Genomic DNA, 18,643 nt, shown 5'->3' with positions numbered 1-18,643 from the left:
ACGGTATGCCATCGAATTGGCCGCTGGTGGAGCGTGCGGAGGAATACCGAATCATCCGCGAAGCGCTCACCGGCGGAAGCGCGAGTTGCGGTGTCGTCCTGACCGGCGACTCCGGGGTGGGCAAGACGACCCTGGCTCGCCACGTGACCGCCACGCTGGAAACAGGCGTGCGCTGGGTCGCGGGTACCGAATCGGCGCGGTCCATTCCGCTCGGTGTGTTCGCCCATCTGGTCGGTCCGGCCACGTCCAGTGATCCGGTCACCTACCTGGCCGCCGCACGCGAATCGCTGCTGTCCGACGGCAAGGTGATCGTCGGCGTCGACGACGCACATCTGCTCGACGAACTGTCCGCGACCCTGCTGCATCAGTTGGCCATCGACCGGGCCGTGCACATCGTCGCGACCGTGCGCAGCGGCGAGACCGTGCCGGACGCCGTGACCTCGCTGTGGAAGGACAATCACCTCACCCGGATCACGTTGTCGCCGTTCAGCAAGGAGCAGAGTGTCGACCTGATCGAGTCGGTCCTCGGCGGCCAGCTCGAAGGATTGTCGGCGGACCTCATGTGGGAGGCGTCCGGCGGCAACGCGCTCTTCCTGCGCCATCTGGTGGAGGGTGCCCGGCAGGCCGACACGTTGCGTCAGGTGAACGGGGTCTGGCAGCTGCGCGGACAGGCCGCCATCACATCCGAGCTGGCGTCGCTGCTGGAAGGCCGTATCGAACAGCTCGACGATTCGGTGCTCAAGGTTCTCAAGTACCTGACTCTGTGTGAGCCGCTGGACCTCGACGTGATGACCGAGCTGGCCGGCGAGGAGGCCGTCGAGCAGGCCGAGATCGACGGACTCGTCCGCATTTTCCGCGACGGCCGCCGATTGTCGGTGCGCTACAACCACCCGCTGTTCGGTGGGGTCATCCGGCACCGCCTCGGTCTGGTGTCGTCGCGGCGGTTACGCGGCAAGCTGGTCACCGCGCTGCGCAACCGCGAGGTGAACAGCCCCGCCGAACGTATCCGCCTCGCGGACCTCACGCTCGAGAGCGACGTGGAACCCAACGGCGAACTCATGAGCGCCGCCGCGCGCGATGCGCTCATGCTCGCGAACGTGCCGATGGGCGAACGGTTCGCCCGCGCCGCCGTCGCCGACGGCGGTGGCCTGGACGCCGCCGAGATGCTCGCGCGATCGTTGATGTGGCAGGGCGCCGCCGAGGAGGCCGACGCGGTACTGAAGTCCTTCCGCGCCGACGACCTCAACGAGATCGAACTCATCCGTTGGGGTGGCCAGCGGTTCGGAAACCTGTTCTGGGCCTTGGGCGATGCGCACCGCGCCAACGAGGTGCTGAGCTTGATGACCGAGCGCGTCACCGACCCGAACCTGCGGCTGATCGTGCAGGGCATCGCGTCCGCGGGGGCGCTGTTCGAGAACCGGCTCGACGATGCCATCGCACTGTCGGACGAGGTGCTGACCGCGGAGAATCCCCTCCCGTGGGCAGTGGAGTGGGCGGTCTTCGGTGGCAGCCTGTCTCGTGCACTGGCCGGGCGGGGCGACGAGGTCGCCGATCTCGCGATCCGCGCGCGTGCCGCCGAGGTGTCGACCGACGGTCTGCTCCGATTCCCGACGGGCCTGGGCGAGATCCTGGCACTCACCCTCACGGGCCGTCTCGACGACGCGACCGCGGCGGCCGAGCGCTACGTGAAGTTCTCCAACGCCGGTCAGTATCTGGGCTGGGCGATGGCCGGAATCCTCAGGTCCGCAGTGGAACTCGCGCGCGGGCAGGTGCAGCAGGTGGAGCGTCGGATGGAGCAGACGCTCGCCAGTCTGGACAGCGGGCAGTCCGCGGAGTCGTGGAATTACCCGGCCCGCTTCTATCTGGTGCAGGCGCGCAGTGTGCTCGGCCGGGCCGAGCCGGCCGCGCAGGCCATGTCGGCGGCCCAGGCACGGTACGGCGATCACGTGGCAGTTTTCGGTCCACTCCTGGGCATCGCTCGTTCCTGGCAGCAGGCGTCCGCCGGCATGCTGACGGAGGCGGTCCGTACGGCGCGACAGGCAGCCGCCGACGCGCGCGCTTCGGGACAGTTCGCCGTGGAGGCGGAGGCTCTGCACACCGCCGCGCGATTCGGCGACGACGGTACCGTGGCGCGGCTGACCGAGTTGGCGGAGCAGATCGACGGGCCGCTCGCGGCACTCTACGCGCGGCACGCACGTGCCCACGCCGAGCATGACGCGGTCGAATTGGACGTCTGCGCAAGCGAATTCGAGAAGCTCGGGTACGCGCTGTCGGCCGCCGACAGCGCCGCGCAGGCCAGTGTCCTGCACGAGCGTGCGGGCAGTCGGTCGGCCACGGTCGCGTCGGCCGCCGTCGCCAACCGGCTCGCCGCCGAGGGCGGTGGCCTCCGCTCACCCGCCCTGGTGACCGCCGCGCAACCGCTTCCCCTCACCTCGCGCGAGCGGGAGGTCGCCAATCTCGTCGCGGCCGGGCTGTCGAACAAGGACATCGCCGAGCGGCTGTACCTGTCGGTGCGCACCGTCGAAGGTCACATCTACCGGGCATGCACGAAACTCGACATCACCGATCGGGCGGAGATCGCGGACATCCTCGTACGCGGTACCGCGGATTCCTGATCCGTCAGTGACGTTCGCGATCGGTGCACTGCTGATCGCGGCGGGGCAACAGGATGTCGCCGGTGATGCGTGAGTCCGCCGACGACTCCGGCTGAGTGGCCGCATCGCCGTCGACCTGCGCGGTCGGATCCTCGTCGACACGGCCGCGACGCCAGCCGCCCTTCTGCGGAGGCGCCTCACCGAAGTGATCCGGATCGCCGCTGCCGTACCAGGCCACCAGAATCGCGCCGACGACCGAACCGATGAACCCGACGATCGCCAGCCAGGCCAGTCCGGGCTCGGCGGTGTCGCCCAGGAACATGACGCCTACCAGGCTCGGTCCTGCCGTCTCGCCGACGACCAGGACGGCCGTGACTCCATTGACCGCGCCGAGTTGGAGGGCGACGGTCTGGACGAAGAACCCGACCGCACCGGCCACCGCGATGGTCCAGGCGGCCGGATCGGTCAGCAGGGTGACCAGATCGAAGGGCTGCACACCGTCGAGGATGCGGACAGCGATCGCGATGACACCGAACAGCAGACCCGCGACGGCGCCGCCGACGATCGCCGCGTGCTTGCCGAGGCGGTAGACGCCGAATAGTCCGAACGCGCACAGTCCGAGCGTCGCGATGAAGAGCTCCCAGTGGAACACCGCGCTGTTGCCGCCGCCGGTCTTGTGCGACGACGACAGCCCGAGCAGACACAGTGACAGCACCACGAGCCAGATCGCGATCCAGTCCCGCGTGTGGAGTGCGATGTTCAGCATGATGGTGCCCAGCAAGGCGGTCACCACGAGGTTCGCCGACACGATCGTCTGGGAGAGGAAGAGCGGGAGGAAGCGGGCCGCGAGTGCGCCGCCGGCGAAACCGATGACCACCAGGACCGTGCCGAGGATGAAGGCCGGGTCCGCGATCGTCGACATCGTCGACTTCATGGTGGGGCCGCCCGCGGCGTTCGTCAGATCTGCCTCGGTGCCGACCTCACGGGCCTCGGTGGCCACCCGCCGGGCGCCGAGCGCGCGGAGGACCGTGGACATGCCGTATGCGACGGCCGCCAAACACGCCGCTATGACACCGATCACAAACATCGCTCACACCTCCCCGACCCGGCCACGGCCGCCACGTCACCCGGCTTCGTCTCAGCTGTCGCGTCACCTGCGGTTACTCAACCATGTGGGTACGACAGAATTGGAACGTCCAACGCTCCCGATCGGATACGTATTCCGCATTTCTCAGGATTTGATTAGGAACACGCAAGCGGTCTCCCTACACTCTGATAAGTGGGAGCTTCGACGCGCAAGCGAGTTTTGATCACGTTCGGACGGTCCTTCCTCACCCTGAATCTGGCGCGGTTGCTGCACGCCGCGGGCCATCGGGTGACCATCACCGACAGCATCCCGATCGGCGTGAGTCGCCTGTCCAATGCGACGGCGTCGTTCCACAAGGTGCCACCGCCGACCTTCGAGCCCCGGGCGTACTGCCACGCGCTGGCGAAGATCGTCGCCGACGAGAAGATCGACATGGTCATCCCGATCCACGAGGAGACCGACATCCTGTCGATGATGGTCGACATCTTCCCGCCGGAGTGCACGCTGTTCCTGTCGGACTTCGATACCGAGAACACTCTGCACAACAAGTACGACTTCCAGAAACTGCTGTCCGACAAGCAGATTCAGACCCTGAAGTTCGCGCTGGTGGCGAATGCCGAGGATGCGGCCGCGCTGGATTTCACCACGCCGTTCGCTCTCAAGCAGTGCTACTCGCGGGGATCGCAGAAGGTGCACAAGATGCTGCCCGGCGAGAGTCTGGACTGGCTCGAGTTCGATCCGCGCAACCCCTGGATCGCCCAGGAGTGGTTGTCCGGCAAGAATTACTGCACGTATTCGGTCTGTCATGAGGGCACGATCTACGCACATGCGACATATCCGGTCGACTACGCGATCGACGGCAGTTCCTGTCTGAACTTCCGGCCCGTCGATCATCCGGGCATCAACGAATGGATCACCGAATTCGTCCGGGAGATGAACTTCACCGGGCAGATCGGTTTCGACTTCATCGATCATCCCGAACGCGGTCTGTTCACCATCGAATGCAACCCGCGCGCGACGAGCGGGATCATGATGTTCACCGACGAGGATCGGGTGGATCGGGCATTTTTCGCCGAGAACGACGAGGTGATCACACCTGGTCCCGACGTGAACAAGATGATCGCGCTCGGCATGCTGCTCTACGGATGGCGCAAGGAGTCTCGCGGCAACCGCTCGTTGAGGCAGTTCGTCCGGGACTTCCGGGCCGCGTCCGACGTCATCAAGCACAAGGGTGACGAGCGCCCGTTCATCCTGCTGCCCGTCGCGTACCTGGGCATCCTGCGTAGCTGCCTGAAGTATCGGGTGGGGCTGGCCGAGGGATTCATGCACGACCACGAATGGGACGGCTTGCGCATCTCGGAGAGCTGATTCTCCGTATAGTCAATGCGTGACTCCGCACGCAAAACGGACGAGATGGGCGCTCGGTGCCCGGCGGGTGATCGCGACGGAGTGGCGCATCATCCGGGGACGGGACCCCGACCTGGATCCGTCCGACATCACCGAGTTCTCCGGTCCGCTTCTGGTGGCCGGTCTGGTCATATTGATCGTGGGGCTGCTGCCGGTCGTCGGCACGCGGATCACCGATACCGGCGACAACGTCCTGTTCGGTCCGGTCGTGGGTTCCTTCGCGCTGGCCGCCGTGTGTACCACGACCATCACGTGGCTGGTCGCCATCGTCCTCGCCGGGATGAGTGTGCTGATCGTCTACCGGGTGAGCCCGCGTATGGCGAGTTATGCGACCGAACAGGCGGTGCGCGCGTCCTTCTCCCGCATCGTGGACATGACCGCGAAGGTCACGCTCGTGGCGTTCATCTCCGGGCTGGTGTCACTCGCCATCGGTTTGCCCCGTATGCAATCCTCCGATCAGGCGACCCCCGTGCTCGAGGGGTTGCTGACCGCCCAGGTGGCCTGCATGCTGCTGGCCCTGGTGATCGCGTTCATCGCGGAAGCCGTTCGGACGGCGGCGGATATCCTCGGTTCGCATGTGAAGGTGATCGCGTGGGTCGGCGCGCTGATCATCACCTCCGTCTCCTTCTATCTCGCGGCCACGGTGGGGCCCTTCGAGCCGGTGGCGCTGACCCGGACGCTGTTGTCGGACTGGTTGCCTGCGGAGGTCGACGGCGTCGCGCGGGCCGACATCATCCGGGATGTGGTGCCGCGCGGCACCCGCGCGTGGCTGCTGGTCTCCATTCTGCCGTTCGTGCTCGTCGTATGGACGATCACGGCGTGGCATATGGGCGCGCTCCGCCGGTTGCGTTCGGGGCTACGTCACGCTGCCGAGAAGGGGTGAGTGTCACTGTTTCTCGACGAGAAACAGATGTTCGGTGACATGGGTGTTGCGGTTGCGTAGATTGCGACTGCCGCGAAAGGTGTTGTGGCGCACCTGGAACTCGGTCACGATACCCACCGAGCCGAGAATCGCGAACATCTCCTCGGGTGAGATGAAGCCCTCGTCGTTGAAGGACACGATGAGAAAGCGGGCGTCCAGATCGTTGACCAACGACTCGATCAGGGGAGCCGACGCGGTGCGCTTGTTGTAGCGAGACCTGTTCCAGTCCACCGGTATCCCCGATATCGGACTGACCTCGGAGGGGCGTCGATAGTCGGCGATCAGGTTGAGCATGAAGTAGTTGGATGAGTACGGATGCTGGTTGTACGGCGGATCGAGGTAGGCCACGTCCATCGGGCCGATCCGTCCGGGCAGCGCATTGGCGTCGATCTGCAACGTCAGTGAACGGGCATCGTGGCGGCTGAGGACCGGCAACCGCAACCGGATCGTGCCGAGGATGCGGCTCAATGCGTGCTGCCCGGCACCGCCGAAATGTCCGAGCCCGGTGTTCTTGTCCTTGTAGAAGCCCTTGAACACGCCGGATGTGTTGGCGTGCACCGAGGCTGCCGACAGCAGGGGACCGAGCAGCAGATTCCGCAGGTCGTCGTCGAACCGGTGGATGAGGGTGGCATAGGCGTCGAGTCGCCGCGCGTTGTCGCGGGTGTAGAACACCCGCTCGCCGGGCTGTATGCGGGAATCATCCTGTGGCGCATAGAGTTCTTCGATGAATCCGTCGACCGCGTAGCCCGCGTCGACCCGGCGGTTGAGGTCGTCGACGGCGGCCCGGAGACGATCGATGTCGACGTCGGACCGGTTGGTGAGGTAGCACCGGCTCATGACCCGCGCGTAGTCCTCGAGGTCGTTGGCGACGATCAACTGCGACCGGGACTTCAGCAGTCGCGAGACGACACCGCCGCCGGAGAAGGCGTCGAGTGCGGAGAACGGCCCGCCGATCCGTTCGGCCACGGTGGCCGCCGCATGGTCGATGACGGGGAGGAGCATGCGCTTGTTGCCGAGGTATGTGAGCAACTGATCCGACAGGTATGCCGGGTCCTCACGCTCGATCGTCACCCGTACAGTGTCCAACTTTCACCTGTTCGGGGGAGGCGGGACTCTCCGAATGTCGGTCGGTGAGCCGACGCAGACGCAGGTATCCGGCGTGCCAGAGCCACTCCAGCGGCCCGCGATCGAACCGGGACAGCCAGAGGCGGGTGATCACCATCAGAAACGCGCTGATCGCCACGAACAGCGCGATCGTCGCGGGGACCAGGGTGTTCTCGTCGAGTCGTCCGGCGAGGCCGAGTCCCCATCCGTAGCAGACCGCACCTGCGATCGCGTTCTGGAGGACGTAGCAGCTCAGCGCGGTGCGGCCGATCGGAGTCAGGGCATTGCCGATCGCGCCTGGAGCGCGCCCGCGGGCATATCGGGCGGCGATCGCCGCGAGCAGGCCGAGCGCTACGACCGGCGCGAAGCCATACCGCCCCAGGATCAATCCGCCACCCCCGCCGAAACGTCCGGCGAGAACGTCCAGCGGGACCGCGACGCCGAATCCGACGATCATCAGCCACCGTCGCAGCGTGGCACCACGCGGTTCCAGGATGCCGTGCCGCAGCAGCGCCGCTCCGATCAGGAAGAGGGCGACGGACATCGGCAGGATGGCCACCACCTCGGCGCGGAACAGTGCGGAGTGCTCGATCCGGAAGGCCGCCAGTTCGACGAAGGAACCGTCGGCGTAGGGATTCGGGTTCAATGGTGACCCGGTGTCGTCCGGCGATCGGAAGCCCACCGCGCCGACGATCAGGATCAGAATGGCCACGTGAACGGTCGCGGCGACCGCGACGGCGATCCACTGGCGGCGTACCCGCCACGTGAGCAGATACGCGACGATCAGTCCGGTCACCGCGTAGCCCATGAGGACATCGAATTCGGTGAACAGCACGTAGTTCACGGCTCCGTCGACGAAGAGGAGCAGGGCGCGCCACGGGTAGGCCCCGGGCCAGCGTTCGCCGCGACGATGCGCGGAACGCTGCTGGATGGCGAGCCCGATTCCGAACATCACGGTCAGCAGCCCGAGAAATTTGCCCTGCGCCAGCTGCTGGGCGACGGCCTGCACCGGCTCCCAGAATCCGGCAGGCGGGTGGGCCTCCCGCAGGTAGCCGACCATGCCTTCCGGGTTGGTGAAGATCCAGATATTGGTGGCCAGAGTGCCGAGGATGGCCACGCCGCGCAGGACGTCGAGAGCCACAAAGCGTGTGCTGCTGGTCATTCGGGTTGTCCTCTGCTCGGACGCCAAGAACTATTAAGTAACACGGTCGTGCTAGCAACTGGGCTAAGGTAGCACACCTGGGCTACATTGGGTCAATGCCGAAACTGATCGATCGGGACGCGCGGCGGGCCGAGATAGCCGAAGCGCTCTGGCGGATCGTGTTGCGCGACGGCGTTTCGGGCATCTCGATCCGGGATGTGGCGGCCGAGGCCGGGATCTCCGCCGGATCGCTCCGTCATCTGTTCGCGTCCAAGGAGCAGATGCTGGAATTCTCGATGCGGCTGATCTACACCCGGGTCGCCGAACGGGTGTCCGCGCACCGGTCGATCCGCGATCCGCTGCGCCGTGCGGAGGCCGTGCTCGCCGAAGTGCTGCCATTCGACGACGAGCGTCGCGTGGAGATGCATGTCAATCTCGCTCTGGTCTCCGACGCCGTCGGCCACCCCGCGCTGGCCGCCGTCGCGCAGGAGGCGCACGACGGTCTGCGTGCACTGTGCCGCGGCGTGCTCGGGGACCTGGCCGATCACGGTGTGGTGACCTCCGCCGACCTCGACCTGGAGGCCATCCGCCTGCATGCCCTCATCGACGGCATGGCCGTCCACCTCCTCGTCGGCCGTACCGACCCGCCACGCACCGTGCGCCGGGTGGTGCGTCACCACCTGGAGTCGCTGACATGAGCATGGATCTCATCAGGTATCTCCGGTTCTTCGTCGCGGTCGCCGAGGAGGGACATTTCGGCGATGCCGCGGCTCGGCTGGAGATGACGCAGCCGCCTGTGTCACAAGGTCTTCGGCGTCTGGAGAAGGAATGGGGGATCGAGCTCATCCGGCGGACGTCGCGGGGAGCGGAACCGACGGCCGCCGGCCGGGAACTTCTGCCACGGGCGCGGCTGCTCATCGATGACGCCGCCCGGCTGAACGGCGAGGCACGACGACTCGCGGCGCACGCCGACGTGCTCCGCTGGGGCGCGCCGCCGCAGCTCGGTCCGCTGGGTGCCGCGGCCTGCGCCAGCCGCCTCGCGGATGCCGTGTCGCCACAACGACTGTCGACGGCACCGACGATCGGTTTGATCGGTCAGGTGGAGTCCGGAGTGCTCGACCTGGCCGTCATCGAGCATCCGGCGGTGGTCGGAAACCTGTCCGCCGGACCGATCACCCGGTTGCCCCGCTCGGTCCTGGTTCCCGCGTCCCATCCGGTGGCCCACGCAACACGACCGATGCTCCGCCAGCTCGACGATCTCACGTTCCACCATCCGCCACGTTCCTGGAATCCGCCCGGGCACGACCAGCTCCTCGACGGATTGCGGGCGTCCGGTCTGGATCCGCGAATGTCGGCGCTGGCATCCGACGACGAACTCGTGGCGGCCGTCGCATCCGGAACCGGCTTCGGATTGTCCTCCGCGGCAGCGCGATTCGTGGGGATACCGGGGATCGCGGTCGTGACGCCGGCGCCCGACGTCACCGATCTGCGTGTCCGGGTCATCCGCTCACCCGGTGAGCACGACGAGGCGGCCGAACACCTCGCCGATGCGTTGTGGAAGCTGGGACGGGAGCGACGGCATCGTGCATGACGACATCTCGGCCGGCGTCGCGGGCATCTTCGCCGACGCCGGTTGCGCGGCGTGGGTCCACGCGAGGTCGTTCGCGCCGGGCGGTCCCGAATTCGATTACGCCGCCGACACTCCGGTGGTGCTGGCATCGGTATACAAAGCTGTTCTGCTGGTGTCGCTGCATCGGTTGAGTGACCGCGGTGAGATCGACCTGTCCGAGACGGTGCGCGTGGACCCGCGAGCCAGTGTCGTCGGCCCGACCGGTCTCGCGCTCTTCAGCGACCCCGTAACCCTCAGCTGGCGTGATCTGGCCACCTCGATGATGACGGTCTCCGACAATGTCGCGGCCGACGTGATCCTCGGCCGCGTCGGGCTGGACCAACTGGCCTCTGACCTCGCGACGCTGGGGCTCGACCGGACGCGTGTGATCGGCGGAATGCGGGAGGTGCACGAGCAGATCCGCCGGGACACCGGGACCCGGACCGTCGACGAGGCCTTCGCCGCCCTGGCGGACCCGGACATCGACGGCGAGGTCACCGCATACGACGCCGCATATTCGAGCGCGGGGACGGCGCGGGACTGCACGACCCTGCTGGCGTCGATCTGGTCGGATACGGCCGCCTCCCCGGAGGCGTGCGCGCAGATCCGGTCCACGATGCGCGCACAGGTCTTCACGAGCCGGATCGCCTCGGGGTTCCCGTCCCGCTATGTGTCGGTCGCCGGGAAGACCGGCTCGCTCGCCGCTATCCGCAACGAGATCGCGGTCATCGAGTTCGCCGACGAATACCCGGTGGCCGTCGCGGTCTTCACCAAGAGCGCCCGTCCGGACCCCGCACTGCCCGAGGTGGATCGGGCGATGGGTCGGGCCGCACGTCTCATCGTGACCGGACTGCGTCGCCCGCACGACCGGTGAAGCGGGCAGCGAAGGTGCGATGAACTGGCCCGATAGCGGATCGCTATCGGTGCGACAGATGTCGCGACCTTGTCCGGGTGCGACCCGCCCTGCTTGTCTGCTGCGGTGCGACATCTGATCAGGCTCGTGCCGGGCTGTGTGCTGATTCTGTTCATCTCGACCGGGTGCTTTCTGCGTTCGGATTCTCCCGACGACGGGCTGACCCGATTCGCGTCGGCGCTGGCCCGCAAGGATGCCGCCGGAGCCGCGGGGCAGACCGGGGACACCGCAGCCGCGCAGGCCGCGATCACCTCGATGTTCGAGGGCATGGGCTCCTCGGCGCGCCTGTCGGTCTCGCCGAAGATCGTCGACGACAAGCAGGTCACCGGAACACTGGATCACCGCTGGGATCTGGGCGGCGGCCGCACGGTGGAGTATCAATCGACCGTGCGGATGCGCGAGACCGGGTCCGGGTGGCGCGTCGACTGGTCGCCCACCGTTCTGCATCCACAACTGCGGGCCGGAAACACCTTCGTGTTCAGCGACGACAAGAGCTACCGCACCCCGGTCGTCGATCGGCACGGTGTTCCGCTCATGACGTGGCAGACGATTCATGTGGTCGATCTCGACGCCGCACATCGGAACAACGTCGACCGGCTGGCGTCGGTGTTACGGCGCGTCGACCCCTCGGTGACCGGTGGCGAACCGATCCGATTGCGCGACAGGGATTTCCGCACGGTCGAGGCAGCGGTGCGGGAGATCCCCGGGGTCACCGTCAGTGAGCAGGGCGCTCTGCTGACCGCGACACGCGCATTGCGGTCACCGGCCTTCGGCAATCTTGAAAAGGAATGGCGCACAGCGGTGGACGCGACAGCCGGATGGTCGGTGAGCCTGGTCGATGCCGACGGAACGCCGACGGACGTGCTGGAACAGCGGAGTCCCGCGCCGACGGCGCCCGTCCGCACCACGATCGACCGGGACATCCAGGTGAGCGCGCAGCGTGCGGTCGACGGAACTCGCCGCGCGGCCGCGATCGTCGCGATCGAACCGTCGAGTGGCGGCATCGTGGCCGTTGCGCAGAACCGGGCCGCCGACGCCATCGGACCCATCGGCCTCACCGGGATGTATCCGCCGGGATCCACGTTCAAGACCGTCACCACGTCGGCCGCCCTCGACGCGCGGATCGTGTCCGCCGAGTCGCGGGTCAACTGTCCGGGGACGTCCACCATCGAGGGGCGAACCATACCGAACGAGGACTCCTTCGACCTCGGAACGGTCTCCCTGACAACGGCATTCGCACATTCCTGCAACACCACCATGGGTGCGCTCGCGAATCGGCTGCCCGCCGGGTCGTTACCCGCGGCCGCCCGGGCGATGGGCATCGGCGTCGACTACGTGATCCCCGGACTGACCACCGTGACGGGGCGGGTGCCACCCGCGAACAGTCCGGCTCTCCGGGTGGAGAACGGCATCGGCCAGGGCACCATCACGGCGAGTCCGTTCGGTCTGGCGGTCGCCGAGGCCAGTCTGGCTCGCGGGCGCACGGCCTCGCCGTCATTTCTGGCGGGCCAGCGCACGACCATGGATGCACCTGTTGTCACCCTGTCGCCCGAGGTGGTCGGTGACATCCGGTCGATGATGCGTCAGACCGTGACCGCAGGCACCGCGACGGCACTGCGGTCGGTGCCCGGACTGGGCGGCAAGACGGGCACCGCCGAGTACGGGGACAACTCGCGGTCGCACGGTTGGTTCGCCGGAATCGTCGGCGACCTGGCGTTCGCGACGCTGGTCGTCGACGGGGACTCCTCAGATGCCGCGATCTCGGTTACCGGAGAGTTCCTGCGGCCGTTGACTCTAGGATGACGGGGTGCGTGTTGAGGGAAATGTCTTCGTGGTCACCGGAGCCGGCAATGGGATCGGTCGTCGGGTCGCGATCGAACTCGTGGAGCGTGGCGGAATCGTCGTCGGCGCCGACCTGAACGAGGTGGGTCTCGCCGAGACCGGCGCTCTGGTGAGTGACCGTGATCGATTCTCGGCACACCGGCTCGACGTCTCGGACCGATCGGCGGTCGCGGCATTTCCCGATGTGGTGCTGGCGCGGCACGGCCGGGTCGACGGACTGTTCAACATCGCGGGCATCCCGCAGGAGTTCGAGACCGTCGGGGAGGTCACCGACGAACGCATCGAGAAGCTGATGACCGTGAACTTCTACGGCACGGTGTGGATGACGCGCGCGTTCCTGCCGCATCTGCAGGAACGCCCGAATGGTGGTGTCGTGCTGCTGACGTCGAGTCTGTCGGCTCTCGTTCCCGTGCCCGGTGCGGCGATCTACGGTGCGTCGAAGGCCGCCGTCGCACTCTTCGGTTACGGTCTGGCGCAGGATCTTCGCGGCACGAGGTCGAAGGTCACCGCCACCACCGTCATTCCCGGCACCATCTGGACCGATCTGGTCCGTGCCAGCGCCCGGCGTCTCGGCACGCCGGAGGCGCTGGCCAAAGGGTTCGCGATGGATGCGGGCAAGGCCGCCCATCGCATCATCGAGGCGACGCTCAAGGGTCGTGTACGGGTGGTGATCGGACGCGATGCCCGTGTCTACAGCGGTCTACGACGAACCGGATCACGTGTGGCCGAGCGGATTTCGTATCACCAGGTCGGTCACTTCGTGTACCGCGGCAAGCGCTGACTACGGGGCCGCGTGCAGCTTCTTGACGGTCGGTGACGTGGGGACCTCGCCCGGATCCGGGTAGGTGCGCAGCGGGCGATCGACGGTTCCGGCGGTGGTGACCGCGAACCAGTAGTGCTCGTTCTTGTAGTGGTGCAGACGGTGATTGCGCCAGGCCATGCGATACCAGCGTGATCGTGGGCGGTAGTCGCGGTGCATCAGGAAGTGCGTCCACTCATACCCGGTCAGCAGGACATAGACCGATACGAGCATCGTGAACATTGCCGGCCACGTCGGTGTCACCAGCCACGACAGTCCGACGAACATGATCATCAGCCACAGTTGGGTCTGCCAGGGGATGAAGATCAGCGGCACGTCTGTCGGATCGGCGTGATGTTCACGGTGCTTGCGTGACAGCAGTGGGTCGATTCGCAGGCCGAGCAGCGAACGTGGCCGCCAGTGGAGGACCACGATGTGAAAGACCCACTCCACCAAGGGAAGCAGTGCGAGAAGGACGCCGGGGATAACGAGCTCCCACCACGAACCGCCGCCGATGAGGATACGGGCGGTGATCGCTGCCGCCAACGCCACCGCGAGCAGATAGGGGCTCGGATAGCGCAGGAACTCGGCGAGTACGTCGCGCAGCGACCGGCTCCTGCGTCGTTGAGTATCGTTGTGGGTCATGGTGTTTCCTCCACGTCGACCAGTGCCGACATCAACGACCGATGCGTGGGCGCGAGTACCTGTTCTGCGCCCCGATGGGCCGCGTCGTCGTCCCCGCGGGAGATGGCCGAGGCGAGTTCCCGGTAGGAATCCAGTTGTCCGACTTCGTCGTCGAGGACTCCGGCGAGCAGAGTCAATGCGGGTTCGTACACCGCGCGCAGACTGTTGAACATCAGGCGGAACACGATCGAATCGGCGCCGTCGACGATCGCGTCCCAGAAATCGAGGACACCGATCTGCCACGCCACCGATTCGTCGATGGTCTCGAGACGTCGGATCGCCGACGCGAGTGCCTCCGCGGTGCCCGGGTCCTGACGCCGCGCGGCCAGCGCCGCGATGGCAGGTGCGACGGAGGTGCGGGCCTCGATGGCGCTACGGGCCACCGCGACGTCGAGCTGTCCGGCACGGACCAGGAGCCGGGGCAGCAGGTCCAGACCCGCGTGCCGCCGGATGTCCCGGACCACGGTCGCGCCACCGTGCCGTACCTGGACCAGGCCGGTCTGCGCCATCCGCTGCAGTGCTTCCCGGACGGCCGGACGGGACACACCGAAGACCTCGGCCAGCCGGCGTTCACCGGGCAGGGCCGTCCCGGCAGGCATGTCGCCCGCCAGCACGCCATCGAGTACCTGGTCGAACACCTGGTCCGCCACCGATTGCCGGACGACCGGCTCCAATGCCATGGCGGTGACGGTAGCGTCTCGACGGACACTGGTCAACTGGTCGGACCAGATCCGGTGACCGGGAAGTTCTCGTCGCAGGGCAGTAATATTCGCCCACGTTCTGTCATGACCGGTAAGGGTGCGGCGATCGACCGGGAATCGTCGCAGGCGCTGCGGAGGTGGTGGCGGTCGGTTGGCTGGGCCGAGCGGGGGTCGGCGATGCGCTTCGTGCTGCGTTCGATGACGCATTCGAGCACTGCCATGACGACATCCATCGATACATGCGGCGCCGGGCAGCGTCCTCCGACGTCGAGGATCTGGTGGCGGAGGTGTTCATGCGGTCGTGGAATCGATACCGCGCGGGCGACCTGGAACTCGACGACGCCGACTGGCGTCCATGGCTCTACGGTTTCGCGCGGAACGTGGTGTCCGAGCACTATCGCGCGCTCGCACGCAGTAGTTCGCTGACCACGGCGCTGATCGATCGGCGGACTGCCCCGGTCGCCGGCGCGGCCGACGAGTTCGTCGGCGTCGATCACATCACCGGCGCGCTGGCCCGGCTCGGGGAGGCCGATCGCGAGGTCCTGCAACTGGCCGCGTGGGAGGGTCTGAGTGGCGCCGAACTGGGCACCGCGCTCGGCTGCTCGCCCGGGACCGCCGCGGTCCGGTTGTCGCGGGCCCGGGGCCGGCTGGCCGCACTGCTGGAGGTGGGTGAACCGTGACCGACGACGAACTGATGGCGGCCCTGCGCGCCGCCAATCCGGTGGCGTCGGATTCGCCCGTCGACCCGCGGTCACGCAGGCGCGTCCGGGCCCGGCTCCGTGAGCATTCCGGGGCGGTGCCGACCGATCGGCGACATCGATGGCAGCCGCCGGTCATCGCGGCCGTCGCGGCAACCCTGGTCGCGGTGCTGGCGATCGGCATCGGTGTCCTGGCCGGGCCCGGTGCGGACCGATCCCCGCGTCCGGACGAGCTACTCGCGGCCGCCGCCGGGGCCGCCGCCGGTAATCCGGCCTGGCCCGCGGGTGCTGTCTCATCGAATGGTGTTGCCGTACAGCAGGTGCGGTTGGTGTCTCCGATTCAGGAGTCGCAATTCGGCGCGTACTCTCCGGTCACCGTCATGGACACCGCGGCATATCCGGACGGTGTCGACCGGGACTCCCGAACAGGTGATCCGATGTTCACCGACCCGGCGGCGCATCGTTTGTGGGTGGCATCCGGCAGGCCGCCGCTCACCGAGGACATCCGTGATCCGGTGCCCCGCGTGCCGCTGGAGTTCCTGATCGGGCGAGCGTCGATCCCGTTGTCCGCGTTGCTCGATGGGCCACAGACACCGCAGACCGTCGGGGCGGTGCTCGGACGGGCGGACACCGGCCTGCCGATCTTCGGCTCGGCCGTTCAGCTGCTCCTGGCGGCGGCCGTTCCACGAGCCACGGTCGCGTCCCTGTATCGGCTGATCGCGGAGCAGCCGGATCTCGCGGCCACCGTCGACGGCGATGCGGTGCGGATCCGGCAGGGTGAGTCGGGCCCGACGCTGATCTTCGACCGCCGGGACGGATCCGTGCTCGGCGCCGAGGATCTCGACCAGTACACCGTGAAGTCCGAAATCCTCTCCGCGGGAACGCTATCGGCCTGTCTTCCGTCGACGTCGGCTCGCGGGCCGGATTCCGTCGACACCGCATGTGCGGGTGGCCGGTACCGCATCGACGACCTCCGATGGTCGGGGTGGGGGAGCAGCGAGGCCACCGCCGACGGGATCGTCGACATCGCCGCCCGCCGGTACGCCGTGCGGGCGACCGCGAGTGGAGCACGGCCGGTGGGCCTCCGGCTCGCGCAGTACACCCGGCTCGACATCCGGTTCGAGTCGGTGGTGCCGGGCCTGGTCAACGGCGGGACGGGGCCCCGGTCGAGCGGCGACCGCGACTGGCTGACCTTCGGCCCGCCGCGTTGAGGAAACTCTCAGGTGTTGCGGCGTAAGAACTTTGACCTCCGGGACATGGACAGGGTGAAGTATCCGACCCCGTCAGGAGGACATCATGAAGAAGCTCGTATCCGCACCGTTCGCCGGTCTGCTCGTCGCCGTCGCCGCGTTGAGTGCGTCGGGAGCCGGCACTGCGGAGGCGGAATCGCCGATGACGCCGCAACGTATCGTCGTCGCGCCGCAGAAGATCGACTGTGTCGGCGTCGGCCCGATGAGGTGCCTGAACGTGAAGTTCGGCAAGGACACCGGGTGGCAGCCGCTGTACACCGGCATCCGGGGCTTCGATTATCGCCCCGGCTTCACCTACGTGCTCGACGTCGACGAGGTCCGTGTCGCGCAGCCGGCACAGGATCAGTCGGGGGTCTCGTACGTACTGGTGAAAGTCGTGTCAAAAGTGCGAGTCTAGTGGCCTGACCAGTAGTGTGTCCGAATTTTCCCGATTAGCTTGACACCTCTGTAAGGCTGCGGCTAATTTTCGGGTGGCACAGATCACAGTTCCGCGATCTGGCTGGTCGGGCGCAATTCCGTGTCCGGTGTCTCCCCCGTGAACCCGAAGAGATCACGCCCCATGCGGGCTGATCAGTCGTGCCCGGGCATCGTCAGAAAGGCGTAGGGAATGCGTAGGACTACAGGGCGAATCGTCGCGGCGGCAGCCGCCGTGGCGTGTGTGCTCTCGGTCGTCTCATGTAGCAGCGACGACTCGAGTGGCGGCGGCAGCACGGCCGTCGAGGAGAGTGGCGTCAAGGCGGCCGGTGATCCGATCAAGATCGGTCTGTTCAACCCGTCGAAGGGGCCTGCGCCGGTGGCGAGCGTGACCACCGGTAAGGACGCCGCGGTCACCTACATCAACAACTCGCTCGGTGGCCTCAACGGTCGGCCGATCGAGATCGTCGACTGCGGCATCGACCAGACGGCACCCGAATCGACGATCTCCTGCGCCAACCAGTTCGTCCAGGCGGGCGTCGTCGCCGCGATCGACGCGTACAACTCCGAATCACAGTCCGCCGTACCGATTCTCACGTCGGCGAGCATTCCGCTCATCGGCCAGATTCCGTTCAACACGGCCACCGGTGCCTCGCCGGCCAATCGTGTCTACTTCGGACCACCGCCGGCAGCATTCCTCATCGGGTTCCTGCAGTCCCTGAAGGCTGCCGGGAAGAAGTCGCTGACGCTGGCGAATGCCGATCTGCCGCAGGCACATCAGGTGTTCGACACGCTACTGACCCCGCTCGGCAAGCAGTTGGGTATCGACGTCAAGAGCATCTACTACCCGCCGACCGGACCGAACTTCACCGCCCTGGCGACCACGCTGGCCGATGGATCGCCCGATGCGGCAGGTCTGATGACGTCGCCGAATGACAACACATGCACCAAACTGACGCAGTCGCTGCGGTCGGTCGGATACAAGAACACCGTCTTCCTGGCCGCGTGCACCGAGTTCATCGACAAGCTGGGGGCGCAGGCCGTCGGTGCGCAGACCTATTCGCCGATGTGGCAGCCGCCCGCCAAGGAATCGGCTCCCGCGGAGGTGAAGCCGAATCTGGACATCGCCCAGAAGTACGTCGATGACGCCGGCGAGGCCCGTGGCTTCTACGCGTACGGGACCTTCGCGATCCTGGTCGACTTCGTCAACGGCCTCAACCACGCCAAGGTCACGGAGTTCACCGGACCCAAGGTGCTCGCCGGGCTGAAGGGCCTCACCGAGTTCCAGAGCTTCCTCGGTCCGAAGCTCAACTGCGGCAAGGCCACCTCACCGAACTGCACCACCGAGATGTTGCTCTTCGAGGTCACCGGTGACAAGACGACCAAGCCGGTCGGAGGCGGGTTCATCACCCCGAATCCGCAAGTGCTGAAGCTCATTCCGGGCGCCGCGTAAGCCGTCATCGCTCGGCAGTTCCACC

The 18,643-nt window shown here is 66.9% G+C and carries 18 protein-coding genes; 12 read left to right on the top strand and 6 right to left on the bottom strand.

The window, feature by feature from the left end; genetic code table 11:
• Window positions 1–5 precede the first annotated feature (5 nt).
• On the top strand, window positions 6–2,615 hold the full coding sequence (locus AC4JJG_RS15555) for a helix-turn-helix transcriptional regulator (RefSeq protein ID WP_495398542.1): 2,610 nt from the start codon (window positions 6–8) through the stop codon (window positions 2,613–2,615).
• Window positions 2,616–2,619: 4 nt separating this feature from the next.
• Here the strand turns inward: AC4JJG_RS15555 and AC4JJG_RS15550 are convergent, their stop codons facing one another.
• Window positions 2,620–3,681: an EamA/RhaT family transporter gene (locus tag AC4JJG_RS15550; protein ID WP_495398543.1), complete on the bottom strand. Its 1,062-nt coding sequence runs from the start codon at window positions 3,679–3,681 to the stop codon at window positions 2,620–2,622.
• Between the two features lie 192 nt (window positions 3,682–3,873).
• Here AC4JJG_RS15550 and AC4JJG_RS15545 point away from each other — a divergent pair, with 192 nt between their 5' ends.
• Window positions 3,874–5,049, top strand: coding sequence for an ATP-grasp domain-containing protein (locus AC4JJG_RS15545; protein ID WP_495398544.1), 1,176 nt, complete (start codon window positions 3,874–3,876; stop codon window positions 5,047–5,049).
• A 19-nt stretch (window positions 5,050–5,068) separates the two neighbouring features.
• On the top strand, window positions 5,069–5,971 hold the full coding sequence (locus tag AC4JJG_RS15540; RefSeq protein ID WP_495398545.1) for a hypothetical protein: 903 nt from the start codon (window positions 5,069–5,071) through the stop codon (window positions 5,969–5,971).
• 3 nt (window positions 5,972–5,974) lie between these two features.
• Here AC4JJG_RS15540 and AC4JJG_RS15535 read toward each other — a convergent pair whose 3' ends face one another.
• Both AC4JJG_RS15535 and AC4JJG_RS15530 read right to left on the bottom strand, forming a co-directional pair.
• Complete coding sequence (locus AC4JJG_RS15535) at window positions 5,975–7,081, bottom strand: DNA adenine methylase (protein ID WP_495398546.1); 1,107 nt, start codon at window positions 7,079–7,081, stop codon at window positions 5,975–5,977.
• Window positions 7,065–8,276, bottom strand: coding sequence for a DUF418 domain-containing protein (locus tag AC4JJG_RS15530; RefSeq protein WP_495398547.1), 1,212 nt, complete (start codon window positions 8,274–8,276; stop codon window positions 7,065–7,067). The genes AC4JJG_RS15535 and AC4JJG_RS15530 overlap by 17 nt, the downstream gene beginning before the upstream one ends.
• 95 nt (window positions 8,277–8,371) lie before the next feature.
• Here AC4JJG_RS15530 and AC4JJG_RS15525 point away from each other — a divergent pair, with 95 nt between their 5' ends.
• The 5 genes from AC4JJG_RS15525 (at window position 8,372) to AC4JJG_RS15505 (ending at window position 13,400) form a co-directional block, all read left to right on the top strand.
• Complete coding sequence (locus AC4JJG_RS15525; RefSeq protein WP_495398548.1) at window positions 8,372–8,953, top strand: TetR/AcrR family transcriptional regulator; 582 nt, start codon at window positions 8,372–8,374, stop codon at window positions 8,951–8,953.
• 2 nt (window positions 8,954–8,955) lie between these two features.
• Window positions 8,956–9,846 carry a LysR family transcriptional regulator gene (locus AC4JJG_RS15520; protein WP_495405791.1) on the top strand — a complete coding sequence of 297 codons (891 nt, stop codon included), beginning with the start codon at window positions 8,956–8,958 and terminating at the stop codon, window positions 9,844–9,846.
• Complete coding sequence (locus AC4JJG_RS15515; RefSeq protein WP_495399583.1) at window positions 9,803–10,738, top strand: serine hydrolase; 936 nt, start codon at window positions 9,803–9,805, stop codon at window positions 10,736–10,738. Before AC4JJG_RS15520 ends, AC4JJG_RS15515 begins: the two co-directional genes overlap by 44 nt.
• 105 nt (window positions 10,739–10,843) lie before the next feature.
• Window positions 10,844–12,580 (top strand): penicillin-binding transpeptidase domain-containing protein, encoded by a 1,737-nt coding sequence (locus AC4JJG_RS15510; RefSeq protein ID WP_495398550.1) that lies wholly within the window; start codon window positions 10,844–10,846, stop codon window positions 12,578–12,580.
• Between the two features lie 4 nt (window positions 12,581–12,584).
• The gene (locus tag AC4JJG_RS15505) at window positions 12,585–13,400 is read left to right on the top strand and encodes an SDR family NAD(P)-dependent oxidoreductase (RefSeq protein ID WP_495398551.1); all 816 of its coding nucleotides are present in this window, start codon (window positions 12,585–12,587) and stop codon (window positions 13,398–13,400) included.
• Here the strand turns inward: AC4JJG_RS15505 and AC4JJG_RS15500 are convergent, their stop codons facing one another.
• From AC4JJG_RS15500 to AC4JJG_RS15490, 3 genes are read right to left on the bottom strand one after another with little or no spacing between them, the layout of a single operon-like run.
• Window positions 13,401–14,063, bottom strand: coding sequence for a sterol desaturase family protein (locus tag AC4JJG_RS15500; RefSeq protein ID WP_495398552.1), 663 nt, complete (start codon window positions 14,061–14,063; stop codon window positions 13,401–13,403).
• Complete coding sequence (locus AC4JJG_RS15495; RefSeq protein ID WP_495398553.1) at window positions 14,060–14,782, bottom strand: FadR/GntR family transcriptional regulator; 723 nt, start codon at window positions 14,780–14,782, stop codon at window positions 14,060–14,062. Before AC4JJG_RS15495 ends, AC4JJG_RS15500 begins: the two co-directional genes overlap by 4 nt.
• 32 nt (window positions 14,783–14,814) lie before the next feature.
• A complete protein-coding gene (locus tag AC4JJG_RS15490) occupies window positions 14,815–15,024 on the bottom strand; it encodes a hypothetical protein (RefSeq protein WP_495398554.1) in 210 nt (69 codons plus the stop codon).
• A gap of 18 nt (window positions 15,025–15,042) precedes the next feature.
• Here AC4JJG_RS15490 and AC4JJG_RS15485 point away from each other — a divergent pair, with 18 nt between their 5' ends.
• From AC4JJG_RS15485 to AC4JJG_RS15470, 4 genes are all read left to right on the top strand, one after another.
• On the top strand, window positions 15,043–15,483 hold the full coding sequence (locus AC4JJG_RS15485; RefSeq protein WP_495398555.1) for an RNA polymerase sigma factor: 441 nt from the start codon (window positions 15,043–15,045) through the stop codon (window positions 15,481–15,483).
• Window positions 15,480–16,712, top strand: coding sequence for a hypothetical protein (locus tag AC4JJG_RS15480; RefSeq protein ID WP_495398556.1), 1,233 nt, complete (start codon window positions 15,480–15,482; stop codon window positions 16,710–16,712). Before AC4JJG_RS15485 ends, AC4JJG_RS15480 begins: the two co-directional genes overlap by 4 nt.
• Window positions 16,713–16,797: 85 nt before the next feature.
• Window positions 16,798–17,148 (top strand): DUF4377 domain-containing protein, encoded by a 351-nt coding sequence (locus tag AC4JJG_RS15475; RefSeq protein ID WP_495398557.1) that lies wholly within the window; start codon window positions 16,798–16,800, stop codon window positions 17,146–17,148.
• Between the two features lie 210 nt (window positions 17,149–17,358).
• On the top strand, window positions 17,359–18,618 hold the full coding sequence (locus AC4JJG_RS15470) for an ABC transporter substrate-binding protein (RefSeq protein ID WP_495398558.1): 1,260 nt from the start codon (window positions 17,359–17,361) through the stop codon (window positions 18,616–18,618).
• The last annotated feature ends 25 nt before the right edge of the window (window positions 18,619–18,643 follow it).

Source organism: Gordonia sp. B8661-1 (assembly GCF_059427765.1).
This window is presented reverse-complemented; position numbering and strand designations above follow the sequence as displayed.